This is a genomic window from Streptomyces sp. NPDC014734 (genome assembly GCF_043083325.1).
Taxonomy (GTDB): domain Bacteria; phylum Actinomycetota; class Actinomycetes; order Streptomycetales; family Streptomycetaceae; genus Streptomyces.
The window spans coordinates 24,789-38,583 of sequence record NZ_JBIBYN010000036.1 but is presented as its reverse complement, the minus strand read 5'-3'; the positions used below and the strand labels follow the sequence as shown (position 1 = coordinate 38,583).

Genomic DNA, 13,795 nt, shown 5'->3' with positions numbered 1-13,795 from the left:
ATGCAAACAGGCGGGGATGTGAGCTGGCCAACACCAATCCGGACTGGCCGTGATATCGGAGCGATATGGTCCGCTCATGGAGCTCCGCCACCTGCGCTACTTCGCCGTCCTTGCCGAGGAACTGCATTTCGGCCGTGCGGCGGAACGTCTGCACATGGCCCAGCCGCCCCTGTCGCAGCGCATTCGCGACCTGGAGCGCGAACTCGGGGTACGGCTCTTCGACCGGACGCGACACCGGGTCCAGCTGACCGAGGCCGGGGCACTGCTCCTCGAACATGTGCGGCCGGTACTCGCCGGGGTGGACACCGCGCGCGAGGCGATGCGCAGGATCCGGCCCGGCGAGGCAGGCGTGCTGCGGGTGGGCGTACCGCCGGACACCGGACCGACGGTGCTGCGGAACCTCACCGCCGGTTTCGCCGACCGGGTGCCCGATGTCCTGCTCGATCTCCATGAACTCACCACGGACGAACAGTTGGCCCGGCTGCGCGAGGGCGAACTGGACGCCGGGGTGGTCCGGCACCCGGCGGACACGGTGGGCCTGGAATCGGGTCCTGTGGCGCGGCGCGAAATGGGCGTCGTACTGCGGTCGGACCATGCCGCGGCAGCGGGCGGCGGTGCGGTCCGGCTGAGGGATCTCGACGGGACACCGCTGGTTATCTTCCCGCGTGCGATGGCGCCGCGCCTCTACGACCACATGCTCACGGTCTGCCGGGACGAGGGATTCCTGCCCGGTTCGATCAGGCACGCGCGCAATCCCCACTTCGTGCACGGGCTCGTCCTCGCGGGTCGCGGCGTCCATCTCAACGAGGCCCCGGTGACCCCGCTCATCGACGGTCTGGTGTGGCGCCCCCTGGAGGGGACGCCACTCGCGTGGCTGACCTCGGTGGTCTGGGTGCCGAGCCGGGGCAACGAAGCGATCGCCTCGTTCGCGGAAGCGGTCTCGGAGAGCCTGTCCGGGACCGGCGGCTGACGACCTCGCCCACGAGGGCCGGCGGCGTCGTGGTGTCCGGGGTCTCCGCCCTGGACGCGAAGGCCCCGGACGCCGCTCCTTCTTCCGCCGTCCCGCGTGTCGCGGTCGTGCGCGGGCCGTGCGGCCGGGGGCTGCCTGCCCGGGGCAGGAACGGTTCGCTACGGTGTGGCTCCGCACGCGGGGACGGCGGTCAGGTGTTCGGTCCGTCGGCGGAGCGCGGCCAAGCCGAGCCATCCGGTGAGCAGGATCGCGACTGCCGCCGGGACGACGGCCTACCCGGCGAGGCCGCCCGCGCGGGTTCCGGCAGCGAGCGGGCGACTGCCCGCCACAGCCCCGACGGCGGAGCCGAGGTAGACCGCGGCCGTCTGGAACTTGACGACCGGCATCGGGTGCATCGAGTGCACCGCATCCGATGCACCATCACCCTCTGTACACACATTGGGCGGAACGTGCGGAGTGGCGCCACTCCCGTAAGCCTTCGCCAACTTGAACGCGACCTACCCCTATGAGGTCAAGTCGTCCACGGGTGACAGCAGAGAGATCATCCTGGGCGGATCCGAGGTGCGACGCGCTTCCCGTTTGGACCCAGGCGAGACGTATTTCATCGGGTACGTCTCTAGGCCGTGTATCGAAAGTGGATCTTGTGCATAGGGTGTCGGCATGTCGCTGAGCCACCTGACTCTCTTGTCCGGACGTTCGATCGAGCTCACCGAGCTGCGAATGTCTTCGACCTACGGAGGGATGCTGGAGGGCTACCCCTGCAAGCCCGTCAATGACATGAAGGTCAGGGGCCTCCAGCGGCAGGCTGAACGCGCGTTTCCCTCCACGCCGGTCCATCTGGTGCCACCCTCCTGTGAGTACCCGGACCAGACCGCCGGCGCCTTCGGCCCCGTTGAGGTGCTGCCTTCCGTGGCCTGCATCGGGGCCTTCCGCTCGACGGCAGTCGCCCCTGAGCTCGACTCGGTGCTGCACCGTTCCGCTCTCACCGTGGTCTGGTTCCAGGCCGGCTTGGATGTCCCGTCGGGCGAGGACGCCGACCTTGTGCTGCGCGGCATTCCCTGGGGGGAGCTGGCCCAGGACTACGAGCTCTAGCGACGGGGTGCCGATCACAGCCACTCGTCGATGGCCGCGATGAGGACGGTCGCCTCGTAGCGGACTGCCAGTTTGTCGTACCGGGTGGCGACGGCGCGGTGCCTCTTGAGGCGGTTGATCCCGCACTCGACCGCGTGACGCTTGCGGTAGTCAGCTGGGTCGAGATGTGGTGGTCGGCCGCCGCGGGAGCCGAGCTTCTGGCGATTGCGTGCCTGGTCGGCCTTGTCCGGGATGGTGCAGAGAATTCCGCGGCGGCGCAGGTAAGCGCGGTTTCTACGAGAGGCGTACGCCTTGTCGGCGCGGACCCGGTGGGGACGGATGCGTGGCCGCCCCGGCCCGATGCGGGGCACGCGGACCTTCTCCAGCACGGGTTCGAACTGCGGCGAGTCCCCGCGCTGCCCGGCCGTGACCACGATCGGCATGGGCTTCTGACCCTGCTCGACGGACAGGTGCAGCTTGGTGGTGAACCCGCCGCGCGACCTTCCCGGTCCGTGGTCTCCGGGCTCGGCGAAGACACCGCCCGGCGGTTCCTTCTGCAGGTCGCCCCGCTTGCGGGCACCGGCCGCATGCTGATGTGCGCGACAGACCGTGGAGTCGACGCTCAGATCCCACCTGATCGCGCCCTTCGCGTCGGCCAGGGACTGGAGCCGGGTGAGGATCCGCTGCCAGGTTCCGTCCCGTTGCCACCGGCGGAAGAGGTCGTACACCCGACCCCACGGTCCGTACTCAAATCGTCCGCCGCAGCGTCAGCCGCCCCGACGAGATTTCCTCCTACATCGCCTACTGCCCCGCGGACACCACGCTCGATCAGCTGATCCACATCGCCGGCAGCCGCTGGGCTGTCGAGGAATGCTTCCAGAGCGCGAAGCAGGAGTGCGGCCTGGACGACTACCAAGTCCGCCGCTGTCCCGGCCGGCACCGCCACATCACCCTCGCCATGACCGCCCATGCCTGCCTGACCGTCCTGCGAGCCCGGGCACTGGACACAGACGAAGCAAAAACGGATCCTCCCGGCTCATCCACCTCAGCTTCGCCGAAATCAGACGCCTGATCACCCGCCTCAACGACCGCGTTCCCACCCCGATCGATCACATCCTGCACTGGTCACACTGGCGCCGCCGACGACAACACCAAGCCCGCGTCAGTCACTACAAACGACGCGGACACAGCCCATAGAACCGGCCACCCATCAGCACAAGCACCTTTGCAGTACGAGGTGTTGGCCCTGCTCCGGGCGGAGGTACAGCCCGTCGGCCTGGTCGCCGGCGGCGGTCAGCAGCCGGGCCAGGCGGCTGCCGATGCCGCCGGCGATGCCCACGATGAAGACCTTCACTGGTGTCGCTCTCCTTGATCAGTGTGCCGCGAGGCCCGGCCGGGCCGGGGCCTCGTGGGTGTCCCGGTCCGGCGGGGTCAGTGGTCTGTGTGTCGGGCCGCGCTGGTTGGGGGTGTGGGTTATGCGCGGGCGTCATCCACTTGGTTGACGAGGGTGAGGAGGGCGTCGGCGGCGGGGCCGGAGGAGGCGGGGCTCTGGCCGGTGATGAGGAGGCCGTCGATGACGACGTAGGGCTGCCAGTTGCCGGTCTTGGAGTAGTGGGCGCCGAGCCTTTTGAGTTCGTCCTCGACGAGGAAGGGGACGACGTCGGTGAGGCCGGCGTCGGCTTCTTCGCCGTTGGTGAAGCCGGTGACCTTGCGGCCGCGGACGAGGGGGGCGCCGTCGGGGTTGGTGGCGTGGCGCAGGGTGCCGGGGGCGTGGCAGACCAGGGCGAGGGGCTTGCCGGATCGCAGGACGGTTTCGATGAGCCGGACGGAGGTGGGGTCTTCGGCCAGATCCCACAGGGGGCCGTGGCCGCCGGGGTAGAAGACGGTGTCGAATTCGTCGGCGGAGACGGAGTCGAGGCGGACGGTGTGGGCGAGGGCCGCCATGGCCTCGGGGTCGGCCTCGAAGCGGCGGGTCTCGTCGGTCTGGAAGGCGGGCTCGTTGCTCTTGGGGTCCAGTGGCGGCCTGCCACCCTTGGGGGAGGCGAGTACGACTTCGGCGCCGGCCTCCTTGAAGCGGTAGTAGGGGGCGGCGAGTTCCTCCAGCCAGAAACCCGTCTTGCGGCCGGTGGTGCCGAGCTCGTCGTGCGAGGTGAGGACGATGAGGACCTTCATGGTGCGACTCCTTTTGCAGTAGACCGGTCGTCTCTGATGGGGCGTGGGAAGCGACCGGTGTCCGGGCGGGTTCTTCCGGGCCGGGCCGGCCCGGGTTGGGCTCGGGTGTTACAGGTGGAGGAGCTGACGGGTGACCGTCGTCGTGGTGTCCAGGGGGCTGATGTCGCGGTGGATCTTGGCCATGACGCTTGCTCCGAGCCACATGTCGTACAGGACCTGTGCGGTGTCACGCGGGGTGCCGTCAAGGGTGACCGATCCGTCCTCCAGGCCGGCCGAGATCGTCCGTTCCAGGCGGTCGATGATGGCGGTGGTGCCTTCCTTGAGGGCGATCCGCATCGTCTCCGACAAGTCGGAGACCTCCGCGCCGAGCTTGACGGCCAGACATTTGCCCTGGCATTCGTCGACGCTCTGTGTCTCGCGCCAGTTCTGCCAGTAGTTCATCAGTCGCTGGGCCGCGGTCAGGCCGGGTTCGGCGAGGATGCGGTCCATGTCCGCCAGGTAGTCGGTGAAGTAGGCCCGCATCATCGCCTCGCCGAAGGCGTCCTTGGAGCCGAAGAAATGGTAGAAGGACCCCTTGGGTACTCCGGCTGCGGAGAGGACTTCATTGATGCCTACAGCGGAGAATCCCTTGCGGGACATGATCCGCTGGGCGGCGTCGAGGATGCTGCGGCGAGTGTCGCCCTGAACGGCTGGCATGCTTCTCACCCTATCGCCCATTAGACCAGTCGTCTAATCGGTGGTGTCGGGATGTCGGGGTCTTGGCCCGTGTCACTGGCGGAGGAAGTCGAGGAGGATCTCGTTGACCTCGGTGGTGTGGGTGGTGAGCAGCCCGTGCGGGGCGCCGTCGATCTCCACGTACCTGGCGGCGGGCAGGGCCTTGGCGAAGCGGCGCCCGGTGGCATCGACGGGCAGGGTCCGGTCGCCCGTGCCGTGCACGATCAGGGTGGGTACGTCGATCCGCGGGATGTCGGCGCGGAAGTCGGTGGGCCAGGTCAGGGGGGCGGCGGCCGAGGCGATCGGGCCCGCACCGGCCGCCACGTTCCAGGCGTTGCGTACGGCCTCCTCGCTCACCCGGGTGCCCAGGTTCTCGTCGAGGTTGAAGAAGTCGGCGTAGAAGTCGGTGAAGAAGGCGTAGCGGTCCTTCTGCACCGCCTCGGAGACGCCCTCGAAGAAGGAGAGCGGGGCGGCGCCGTCGGGGTTGTCGTCGGTCATGGCCAGGTACGGCTCCAGTGATGCGAGGAACACGGCCTTGGCGACCCGGCCGGAGCCGTAGGTGGACAGGTACCGGGCGACCTCGCCGGTGCCCATCGAGAAACCGGCCAGGACCGCGTCGTGCAGGTCGAGTTTCTCCATGACGGTGTGCAGGTCGGCGGCGAACGTGTCGTAGTCGTAGCCGGTCGAGGGCTGGCTCGACCGGCCGAAGCCGCGCCGGTCGTAGGTGACGACTCGGTGGCCGGCGGTCAGCAGGGCCGGGATCTGCCCCTCCCAGGAGTTGCCGTCCAGCGGGTACCCGTGGATGAGGACGACCGGCTGCCCGCTCCCCTTGTCCTCGTAGTGCAGTTCGATGTCGGTGCTGTTCTCCGTGCCGACCTTGATGCGCCCCATGATGCCTTCCCCTTCCGGGAATCCTATGTCTGTCGCGTTCCGGCACCCAGGACTATACGACCGGTCTACTTCTCCCGCAACCCCCACCATCACCGAAGTCGGCCGAGGGGGGCGCCGTATGACTGCCCGTATTGTCGGCGCCTCGGGATGCGGTGCGAAGCGATGGGCCGGGCGGAGATCGTGAGGGACTCTCGCGGTCTTTTCACCTTGGCGGGCGCGGATCTCCTGGTCGGGCTCCAGTCGGGCCTCGGCTCGATGAGGTCGTCGATGATGGGACCAGCGCTGCGCAGGACCTTGACCCAGTCGCCGTAGGTGAGCTGATAGCTGGTCGCGCCGTCGTCTTCGGCGACGGTGTTCAGCCCGACGTTGTCCTGCTGCAGCGTCGTGGTCACGCGGCTGGCGGCTTCGTCGTAGCAAGCTTCGAACCATGGGCCGGCGACGTTGAACACCAGGCGCCCGCCTCGGCCCAAGACGCGTGCGGCCTGCGGGACGGCCAGGTGCGGAGGTGCCCAGCTGAGCCCACCGAAGTCGCAGAACACCAGGTCGAAGGTGTCGGCGGCGAAGGGGAGTTGTCCGGCGGCGCCTTGCACCAGCGGGTAGCGGGCCGCTCCCATCGCGCGGGCCGCTGCGGCGAGTTGGGCTTCGGACAGGTCGAGCCCGACCACGGTGGCGCCCTCGGCGGCAAGCGCCCTGGACCACTGGCCGGCGCCGCATCCGAGTTCGAGGACGCGCTTGCCGGTGACGAGTGGGGGCCAGCTGACAGACGGGCAGACGGGCAGGTACAGGTTCCGTGATCATGGAGTACAACGCTCTGTGATCACGGGAGACCTGTGCCTCCGTTGCCATCGTGGCTGACCGAACCGCTGTGGGATCAATTCGCCGTCCTGTTGCCGCAGCGGAGCAAGTTCGATCCGGCCCACCCGTTGGGCTGCCACCGGCGTCGGATCGGCGACAGGAACGTGTTCGACAAGCTCCTGCAAGTTCTTCGCTTCGGCTGCTCCTACGAGGCGATCGCGGACTGCACTTGCTCGGCCACCACGATCCGCAACCGTCGGGATGAGCGGATGGTCCTGGGGCTGTCTGCCCGGCTGAAGCAGATCGCGCTCGACGCCTATGACCGCGTCGTCGGTCTCGTCCTCGATCAGGTTGCCGTGGACGGAGCCATCACCAGGGCCCGCGGCGGCGGGGAGGTAGCTGGACGCTCACCGGTCGACCGGGGCAAGCAGGGCATGAAGGGTTCGGGCATGACTGACGGCTACGGCATCCCCCTTGGCCGCGTCCTCGTCGGCGCCGACCGCCACGACTCCCCGCTCCTGGCGCCAACACTCGGTCTGCTGGCTGAACTTGGGCCACTGCCCGACGAGTGCACCGTGCACCTCGACGCCGGTGATGACTCGGCCGCGTCGCGTGCCGTGCTCGGCGAGCGGGGACTGCACGGCCGGATCGCCCGCAAAGGGACCAAGGCACCGCTCCAGGCCACCCGGCGATGGCACGTCGAACGCACCCACGCCTGGCAGAACGCCATTCACCGGCTCGCACGCTGGTACGAACGTCGAAGCAGCGTCATCGAAGCCTTCTGCGACCTCACCGACACCATCATCACCATCCGTAGTCTCATTCCGCCGGGCCTGGACCACCCACCGTTGGGATGCACGCCCTTGACGCCGACCATGACCTGCTGCCGCTGTTGGGACTCCTCGAACAAAGCGCGGACGGACGTCGGACCTGGTTGACTCTCCCACCGTGGGAGAGTTGAAGGTGGGGTGCATGCACGTCGGCGACGCGGGTTTGTGGGGCATCGGGGAGATTGCGCGGAAGACTGGGCTGTCGGTGAAGCTCATCCGGCACTGGTCCGACACCGGGGTGGTGCCACCTGCCGGGCGGACCACCGCCGGATACCGCCTTTACGGATCCGAGTCCCTGGCCCGTCTGCAACTGGCACAGACCCTACGGGACCTTGGGCTGGGATTGCCGCAGATCCGTGATGTCCTCGACCGCGAGCACACGCTCACGGACGTGGCCACGGCCCATGCCGACGCGCTGGAGGTGCAGATCCGCGCGCTGCGCACGCAGCAGGCGGTGTTGCGCTCCGTCACCCGCCGTTCCGCCACTGCCGAAGGACTCGCCTTCATGACCCGAACCGCCCACCTGTCCGCAGCCCAACGACGCACGCTCATTCACGAGTTCGTGACCGACGCCCTCGCGGACCTGGACGTGCCAACCATCCGCCACGGGTTGCTGGCCGCCACCCCGGCTCTTCCCGACAATCCCACCGACGAGCAGGTCGACGCCTGGATCGAACTGAGCGAACTGGTATCGGACCCGGCCCTGCGCACCGGAGTGCGGCGCATGGCCCGGTATGCCGCCGAGCATGCCCCCGGCGACCACGACGAGAGCACGCTGCGAGACGTCCGGCAGCTCACCGACGACTGGACGCGGCGGGTAAACACAGCCATACAGGACGGGATCGCCGCGGACTCACCCGCCGCCGACCAAGTGGTCGCCGCCATCGTCACCGCCTGGATCCCCACACAGACGCACACCCGCAACGCCGTGCACACCGACGGCGCACAGGCTCGTCACACGTTGCTGGACCAGCTCGAAGCCGCCTGCGACACCAAGGTCGAGCGGTACTGGCAGCTGATGTGCATCATCAACGGCTGGCCTGTACAGCCCAGCATGGCGGCGGCCGGGGACTGGCTGAGGACCGCGTTGCGCACCAACCCCACTCCCGGCGCCCGGGCCGAGGAGCTCAGCCCCCTGTACGGCACAGGGGCCGACGCATGGCAGCCCGCCGGAGTGCTCGACGCCTGCACCAGGGTTCTCGCCGCTGTGGCCGATCTCGTCCGGGCCGTCGGTCCGGACCAGTTCGGCTTGCCGACGCCCTGCGCACGGTGGGATGTGCGGGCCCTGCTCGACCACTTGGTCTGGGAGAACCTGCTTTGGGCCGGCCTGGCCAACGGCGCCCCTCGCTCCGATGTCACCGCCGACCACCTCGGCAAGGACCACACGGAAGCGTTCCATGCCGCCGCACAGGCTTCGCTGGCCGCCTTCCGCCGCCCCGGCATGCTCGACCAGCGGTACGGGCCCGCGCCGGGCCGGCGGCTCGTCGAGCAGCTGTCCATCGAGATGCTGGTGCACGGCTGGGACCTGGCCACGGCCATCGGACACCCGCGTGACCTCGTCCCGGACCTCGCCGAGTCAGCCCTCCCGGTAGTACGGGAGATCTACGGCGTCCTGCCGCGGACGCCCGGCGGTTCCTTCGCCCCGCCCCAGCCTGTGCCCCACGATGTGTCCGCCCTCGATCACCTCGCCGGCTATCTCGGCCGCACCGTCAGCTGACCTCCAGGCCCCAGCCCAGCAGTCAACACTCGTGGACTGAACGGTGGCGAACGCAAACAGGTCCGCGAACCAGGGGGCGCCGGTGGGGATTCCGGTAGAGAGCCTCATCACCGCCTATCTGCGCGACCTCTAGGGCAACTGCCTTGGTGGGGGCAGGCCCCCGCCGCCCAGCCCGGGACTGGATTGGTATCCGTGCCCCCGCCTCCGCTCACCGGAGTGTGGACCGGATGGTGGGGCGATCGCATCCCCGCGCTGCAGCGCGGCGATGGGGACTCGGTGCGCCGACCGCATGGGTGATCGCCTCGGTCCGTCGCCGAGCAGTCGAAGAAGTGCCGGTACTCCGCGACCACCAAGTCGTCATCGACGCCGGCGCCATGGTGATCGCCGACGGCGGCTACCGCGGCGCCGACCCGGTGGTCGCTATACGGGCCAGGCCCGGGTCGCGCGGCGGGCCGCGTCCAGGAGACGGGTCCGGTCGGCGCCGTCGCGGGCCAGGGCGGCCATGCCGGCCAGGACGGTGTCGACGAACGCGGCGATCTCGTCGGCCTCGGCGACGGAGGTGAGTTCTCCCTCCGTGACGGCCCGGCACAGGCGTGCCCGGATCATGTCGCGTGTCCTGCCGCGCTGTTCGGTCAGTCGCGGCTCGCCCATGACGAGGCAACCGGGGGGCTGTCCGGGCGCCGTGAAGTGCTCGGCCGAGGACCGCAGCAGGCGTTCGACCGCCTCCCGTGCCGTGGGTGCCGAAAGGCCGCGGTCCAGGTCCTCGTCCAGGTGCTCGGTGTAGAGCGCGCACGCCTTCTCGAACAGCGCGTTCTTGTCACCGAAGGCCGCGTACAGGCTCGGTGCGGCGATCCCCGCCTCCTTGCACACCTGCGCGACGCTCACTCCGTCGTATCCGTGCTCCCAGAAGGCGCGCATCGCCATCCGGAGCACCGCGTCCTTGTCGAAGGTCCTTGGTCTGCCTGCCATGCCAAAACTGTATCGCACGTTAAAGAACGCGCTACCGGTCTTTCTGTAATGCCCGCTAAACAAAATTGGCGGGTGTGCTGCCACGCCCGCCCGAAGGAGCACAGCGATGAGCTACAGCGGTTACAAGTCCCTGGTGGTCCGCGCAGAGGACCGGATCGCCCGGGCGACCATCGACAATCCGCCGGTGAACACCGTCGACGCCACCCTCGCCGGCGATCTCAAGGCGTTCGCCGGCGAGGTGGCCTTCGACGAGAACATCACGGTGATCGTCCTCCAGTCGGCCAACCCCGAGTTCTTCTCCGCCCACGCGGACTTCGAGTGGTCCTTCGATCCGAGCAGCCTCATGGTCCTGGCCGACCCCGACCCCGGCGCCGCCCCGGCCCTCAACCCGCTCCAGCAGCTCAACGAGCGGCTGCGCACCCTGTCGCAGGTGACCATCGCGAAGGTGCGCGGCTACGCCCGCGCGGGCGGCGCCGAACTGGCGATGGCCGCGGACATGCGCTTCGCCGACCGTTCACCGGGTGTTCGCTTCGTGCGGTCAGGAAGCGTTCTTCGAAGGGCATGTGCACGCGCTTCGCACGCTGGGCGGTGTCCCCCGGACCAAGAGCCGCTACGACAACCTGAAGTCGGCCGTTGCCCAGGTGCTGGGGTTGAGCCGGGCGAGAGTGGAGACCGATCGCTGGATCGCCTTCCGCTCGCACTTCAACATCGAGAGCTTCTACTGCCGCCCCGGCATCGAAGGCGCCCATGAGGAGGGCGGCGTCGGGGGAATGATCGGCTGCTTCCGCCGCAACCACTTCACCCCGGTCCCGGAAGCCGACTCCCTCGCCGAGCTGAACGAGATGGTCGAGCAATGGGATCTGCACGACGGGCACCGCCGGACCGGCTCGCGGCCGCGGACCGTCGACGAGTACTTCGCCGTCGAGCAGCCGCTGCTGATGCCGCTACCTCAGGAGCCCTTCGAGACAGGCCGGCTGTTCACGCCACGGGTCGACCGATACAGCCAGATCAACGTCCGAACCAACCGCTGCCCGGTCCCGACCCGTTTCATCGGCAAGCGGGTGCGTGTCGTCCTACACGCCTCTCACCTGGTGGTTTACGACAGGAACGTCGAGGTGGCCCGTCACGAGAGGCTGATCGCGAAGGGCGGGTTGCGCTTGGACCCGGACCACTATCTCGAAGCCCTCATTCGCAAGCCCGGCGCTTTCCCCGGCGCCACACCCCTGGAACAGGCCCGGTCGGCAGGGAAGTTCACCCCGTCCACGACGCCTGGTGGGCCCAGGCTCGCAAGGTTCACGGCGAGCGGGACGGCACCCGGGCGCTGATCGAGGTCCTGCTGCTGAACCGTCACCTCGCGCACGAGCACGTCGTCGCGGGACTGGCCACCGCCCTGCGGGTCGGCGCTACCCCGCCAGCGAGGCTTGACCGAGCAGGCCGCCGACGCCGCGATCGACACCGCCTGCCGCCTGCTGCGGCTTCCGTCGATCCGCAACGAGTTCAAGGAGATCGCCGACCGGGTGATCAAGGATCAGATGACCTACCGCGGCTTCCTCGCCGAGCTGCTGATGACCGAGTACGACGACCGGGCCAGGCGCCGTTCGGAACGACGGATCAAGGCCGCAGGCTTCCCCCGGGAGAAGTCCCTGCGGGCCTTCGACTTCGACGCCAACCCGAACATCGACGCGGCCACCGTCCACACCCTCGCCAGCTGTGAATGGATCAAGAAGAGTCAGCCGCTCTGCCTGATCGGCGACTCCGGCACCGGCAAGTCCCACATGCTCATCGCTCTGGGCATCGAGGCCGCCATGAAGGGCTACCGGGTCCGCTACACGCTGGCCACGAAGCTGGTCAACGAGCTGGTCGAAGCCGCCGACGAGAAACAGCTGAACAAGACCATCGCCCGCTACGGCCGCGTCGATCTTCTTTGCATTGACGAGCTCGGCTACATGGAACTCGACCGTCACGGCGCCGAACTCCTCTTCCAGGTGCCGACCGAGCGCGAGGAGAAGCACAGCGTCGCGATCGCCTCGAACGAGTCATTCGGTGGCTGGACGAAGACGAAGACCTTCACTGATCCCCGACTCTGCGCGGCCATCGTCGATCGCCTGACCTTCAACGGCACGATCATCGAGACCGGCACCGACTCCTACCGCCTCGCCAGCACCCGCGCGCGAGTGGAGGCGTCAGCCATGGCCAGCTGAATCCGCCTGGTCAGCTGGCAGACCGCCGCCTTTACGGGCGGCGGTCTCACCTCATCAACCGGTCAAAGTGCCCTGATGGAAGTACATCCGCCAGCCCGTCTCCGTCGAACGCCACAAGGAACTCCGCCATGCCCGACGGCCCTGATGGTCGGCGAAGTACGTCAGATGAACGACGCCCGGAGCGAGAACGACTCCGGACATCTCGCTGACCTCGACCGGAGCCTCCGCGGACACCGAGCCGCTGCTCGTGACCGTGAGGATCGACCCCACATCCCACCGGCGTCCAGAAGCCCCGATTTCGGTCCACTCCGGATCCAGAAGCTCCAGGACACGGTCCGGCGAAGCCCGCACCTCGGGATCGAGAAGCCGCATCTCCCCATCAATGGCCGCTTGCACGGCCCGCTCACGCTCATCCGTCATGCGGGAATCCTACGGACGCCGCTTGTCGAGGCACAGCGAATTGATCAGTCGACGCGGTGACGGCACGACGGCGCCGTCAAAACTCACGAACATCTTCCGCCGCCGTGATCGACAACTTCCTCCGGAACTCATGCACAAATGCTCCCGCCAGACGTGAACGAAGCCAGGTGCCCTTCTTCAGGAAGCCTGTGTCGTCCACGATCAGGACTGCACCAGGGGCGCCGAGATGCTCGACCACGTACTCAGCATTTCGCCGATCCGCTCGGCTGTCTTCCCGCCCGCGAACCCTTAGTTCCGGGCCGTGTTCGGGCTGACGAGACCGCACCAGCGCCCCGACGTCAGCGGTGAGTGTCAGCATGCCACGACAGTGCATCGAGTCCTGCATTCGGGAAATCCTGAATCATTGGTGTTGAGTGATCTCAGCGGCATCGGTGTGATCGTGGCAGGCGAGGCGCTGCCAGGTGTCGGCGGTGTTCTGGTGGATGCCGAGCAGGCAGCCGACGACGACACCCATGGTTCGGCTCGCTGGTGTGGTATGCGCATATCTGGCGTGGTCCGTGAGCAACTCGGCCTGAAGTTCGCACGTGTTGTTCCCGCATCTGGACGAGCGGCAGCGTCGTCGGCTGATGAGGGCTGAAGCCCGGATCCTGGGACACGGGGGATCTGGGCGGTCGCCCAGGCGGCCCAATTCAGCGAGACTGCAGTCCACCAGGGCGTGAACGAGTGAGAGGACAGGGCGGAACCGCTGGGCCGGGTCCGCCGCTCAGGTGGCGGGCGGTCGAGGCGAATCCAGAACAGAGTCCCGCGCTCTTGGCGCTGGTCGAGCCAGACATGCCTGGGGATCAGATGTCGCCACTGCGCTGGACGGCGAAGTCCCCCCGCAGACTCACCGACGAGCTCGCCACGCAGGGACACTGCGCCTTGACGGATACCGTCGCCGACCTTCCCTCTTTCCAACCCGCGCCTGGGGGAGTGACGTACGGCCGAGTCGGTCGGGGTGGCGCGGTGGCCTGCGAAGGCTCTGTCTCCGGACCCGGCCCTGTCT

14 protein-coding genes and 5 pseudogenes are annotated in these 13,795 nt (G+C 68.2%); 9 read left to right on the top strand and 10 right to left on the bottom strand.

Annotated features, from left to right (window positions below):
* Nucleotides 1-76 precede the first annotated feature (76 nt).
* Complete coding sequence (locus ACF1CT_RS35200; RefSeq protein ID WP_391788089.1) at nt 77-970, top strand: LysR family transcriptional regulator; 894 nt, start codon at nt 77-79, stop codon at nt 968-970.
* Between the two features lie 272 nt (nt 971-1,242).
* Here the strand turns inward: ACF1CT_RS35200 and ACF1CT_RS35195 are convergent, their stop codons facing one another.
* Nucleotides 1,243-1,365 carry a hypothetical protein gene (locus ACF1CT_RS35195; RefSeq protein WP_391788088.1) on the bottom strand — a complete coding sequence of 41 codons (123 nt, stop codon included), beginning with the start codon at nt 1,363-1,365 and terminating at the stop codon, nt 1,243-1,245.
* Nucleotides 1,366-1,630: 265 nt separating this feature from the next.
* Between ACF1CT_RS35195 and ACF1CT_RS35190 the strand changes: the two genes are divergently transcribed.
* A complete protein-coding gene (locus tag ACF1CT_RS35190) occupies nt 1,631-2,062 on the top strand; it encodes a hypothetical protein (RefSeq protein ID WP_391788087.1) in 432 nt (143 codons plus the stop codon).
* A gap of 14 nt (nt 2,063-2,076) precedes the next feature.
* On the opposite strand, the pseudogene ACF1CT_RS35185 reads toward ACF1CT_RS35190, so the two are convergent.
* Nucleotides 2,077-2,778: pseudogene (locus ACF1CT_RS35185) on the bottom strand (IS5 family transposase); the annotation flags it as partial.
* A gap of 14 nt (nt 2,779-2,792) precedes the next feature.
* Between ACF1CT_RS35185 and ACF1CT_RS35180 the strand changes: the two are divergent.
* A pseudogene (locus tag ACF1CT_RS35180) lies at nt 2,793-3,113 on the top strand (IS701 family transposase); the annotation flags it as partial.
* 138 nt (nt 3,114-3,251) lie between these two features.
* Here ACF1CT_RS35180 and ACF1CT_RS35175 read toward each other — a convergent pair.
* From ACF1CT_RS35175 to ACF1CT_RS35155, 5 genes and pseudogenes are all read right to left on the bottom strand, one after another.
* Nucleotides 3,252-3,395 (bottom strand): hypothetical protein, encoded by a 144-nt coding sequence (locus ACF1CT_RS35175; protein ID WP_391788086.1) that lies wholly within the window; start codon nt 3,393-3,395, stop codon nt 3,252-3,254.
* Between the two features lie 119 nt (nt 3,396-3,514).
* Nucleotides 3,515-4,213: a type 1 glutamine amidotransferase domain-containing protein gene (locus ACF1CT_RS35170; RefSeq protein WP_391788085.1), complete on the bottom strand. Its 699-nt coding sequence runs from the start codon at nt 4,211-4,213 to the stop codon at nt 3,515-3,517.
* Between the two features lie 108 nt (nt 4,214-4,321).
* The gene (locus ACF1CT_RS35165; RefSeq protein ID WP_391788084.1) at nt 4,322-4,909 is read right to left on the bottom strand and encodes a TetR/AcrR family transcriptional regulator; all 588 of its coding nucleotides are present in this window, start codon (nt 4,907-4,909) and stop codon (nt 4,322-4,324) included.
* Between the two features lie 72 nt (nt 4,910-4,981).
* The gene (locus ACF1CT_RS35160; RefSeq protein WP_391788083.1) at nt 4,982-5,818 is read right to left on the bottom strand and encodes an alpha/beta fold hydrolase; all 837 of its coding nucleotides are present in this window, start codon (nt 5,816-5,818) and stop codon (nt 4,982-4,984) included.
* A gap of 239 nt (nt 5,819-6,057) precedes the next feature.
* Nucleotides 6,058-6,561 (bottom strand): annotated as a pseudogene (locus tag ACF1CT_RS35155) (class I SAM-dependent methyltransferase); the annotation flags it as partial.
* 87 nt (nt 6,562-6,648) lie between these two features.
* Between ACF1CT_RS35155 and ACF1CT_RS35150 the strand changes: the two are divergent.
* Nucleotides 6,649-7,480, top strand: a pseudogene (locus ACF1CT_RS35150) (IS5 family transposase).
* 105 nt (nt 7,481-7,585) lie between these two features.
* Entirely contained in the window at nt 7,586-9,160 is a 1,575-nt protein-coding gene (locus ACF1CT_RS35145; RefSeq protein ID WP_391788082.1) for a TIGR03086 family metal-binding protein, read from the top strand.
* 420 nt (nt 9,161-9,580) lie between these two features.
* Here ACF1CT_RS35145 and ACF1CT_RS35140 read toward each other — a convergent pair whose 3' ends face one another.
* On the bottom strand, nt 9,581-10,129 hold the full coding sequence (locus ACF1CT_RS35140; RefSeq protein ID WP_391788081.1) for a TetR/AcrR family transcriptional regulator: 549 nt from the start codon (nt 10,127-10,129) through the stop codon (nt 9,581-9,583).
* Nucleotides 10,130-10,235: 106 nt separating this feature from the next.
* On the opposite strand from ACF1CT_RS35140, the gene ACF1CT_RS35135 reads away from it, so the two are divergent.
* The 3 genes from ACF1CT_RS35135 to istB all read left to right on the top strand — a co-directional run bounded on the left by ACF1CT_RS35135 (nt 10,236) and on the right by istB (nt 12,330).
* A complete protein-coding gene (locus ACF1CT_RS35135; protein ID WP_391788080.1) occupies nt 10,236-10,880 on the top strand; it encodes an enoyl-CoA hydratase/isomerase family protein in 645 nt (214 codons plus the stop codon).
* On the top strand, nt 10,780-11,454 hold the full coding sequence (locus tag ACF1CT_RS35130; RefSeq protein WP_391788079.1) for a hypothetical protein: 675 nt from the start codon (nt 10,780-10,782) through the stop codon (nt 11,452-11,454). The genes ACF1CT_RS35135 and ACF1CT_RS35130 overlap by 101 nt, the downstream gene beginning before the upstream one ends.
* Nucleotides 11,455-11,550: 96 nt before the next feature.
* Nucleotides 11,551-12,330 (top strand): IS21-like element helper ATPase IstB, encoded by a 780-nt coding sequence (istB, locus tag ACF1CT_RS35125; RefSeq protein WP_391788078.1) that lies wholly within the window; start codon nt 11,551-11,553, stop codon nt 12,328-12,330.
* A gap of 54 nt (nt 12,331-12,384) precedes the next feature.
* On the opposite strand, the gene ACF1CT_RS35120 is transcribed toward istB, so the two are convergent.
* Nucleotides 12,385-12,750 carry a DUF4440 domain-containing protein gene (locus ACF1CT_RS35120; protein WP_391788077.1) on the bottom strand — a complete coding sequence of 122 codons (366 nt, stop codon included), beginning with the start codon at nt 12,748-12,750 and terminating at the stop codon, nt 12,385-12,387.
* Nucleotides 12,751-12,826: 76 nt separating this feature from the next.
* Nucleotides 12,827-13,108, bottom strand: a complete 282-nt coding sequence (locus ACF1CT_RS35115) for a hypothetical protein (protein WP_391788125.1) — start codon at nt 13,106-13,108, stop codon at nt 12,827-12,829.
* A 177-nt stretch (nt 13,109-13,285) separates the two neighbouring features.
* Here ACF1CT_RS35115 and ACF1CT_RS35110 point away from each other — a divergent pair.
* Nucleotides 13,286-13,695: pseudogene (locus ACF1CT_RS35110) on the top strand (ISAzo13 family transposase); the annotation flags it as partial.
* Nucleotides 13,696-13,795: the final 100 nt, after the last annotated feature.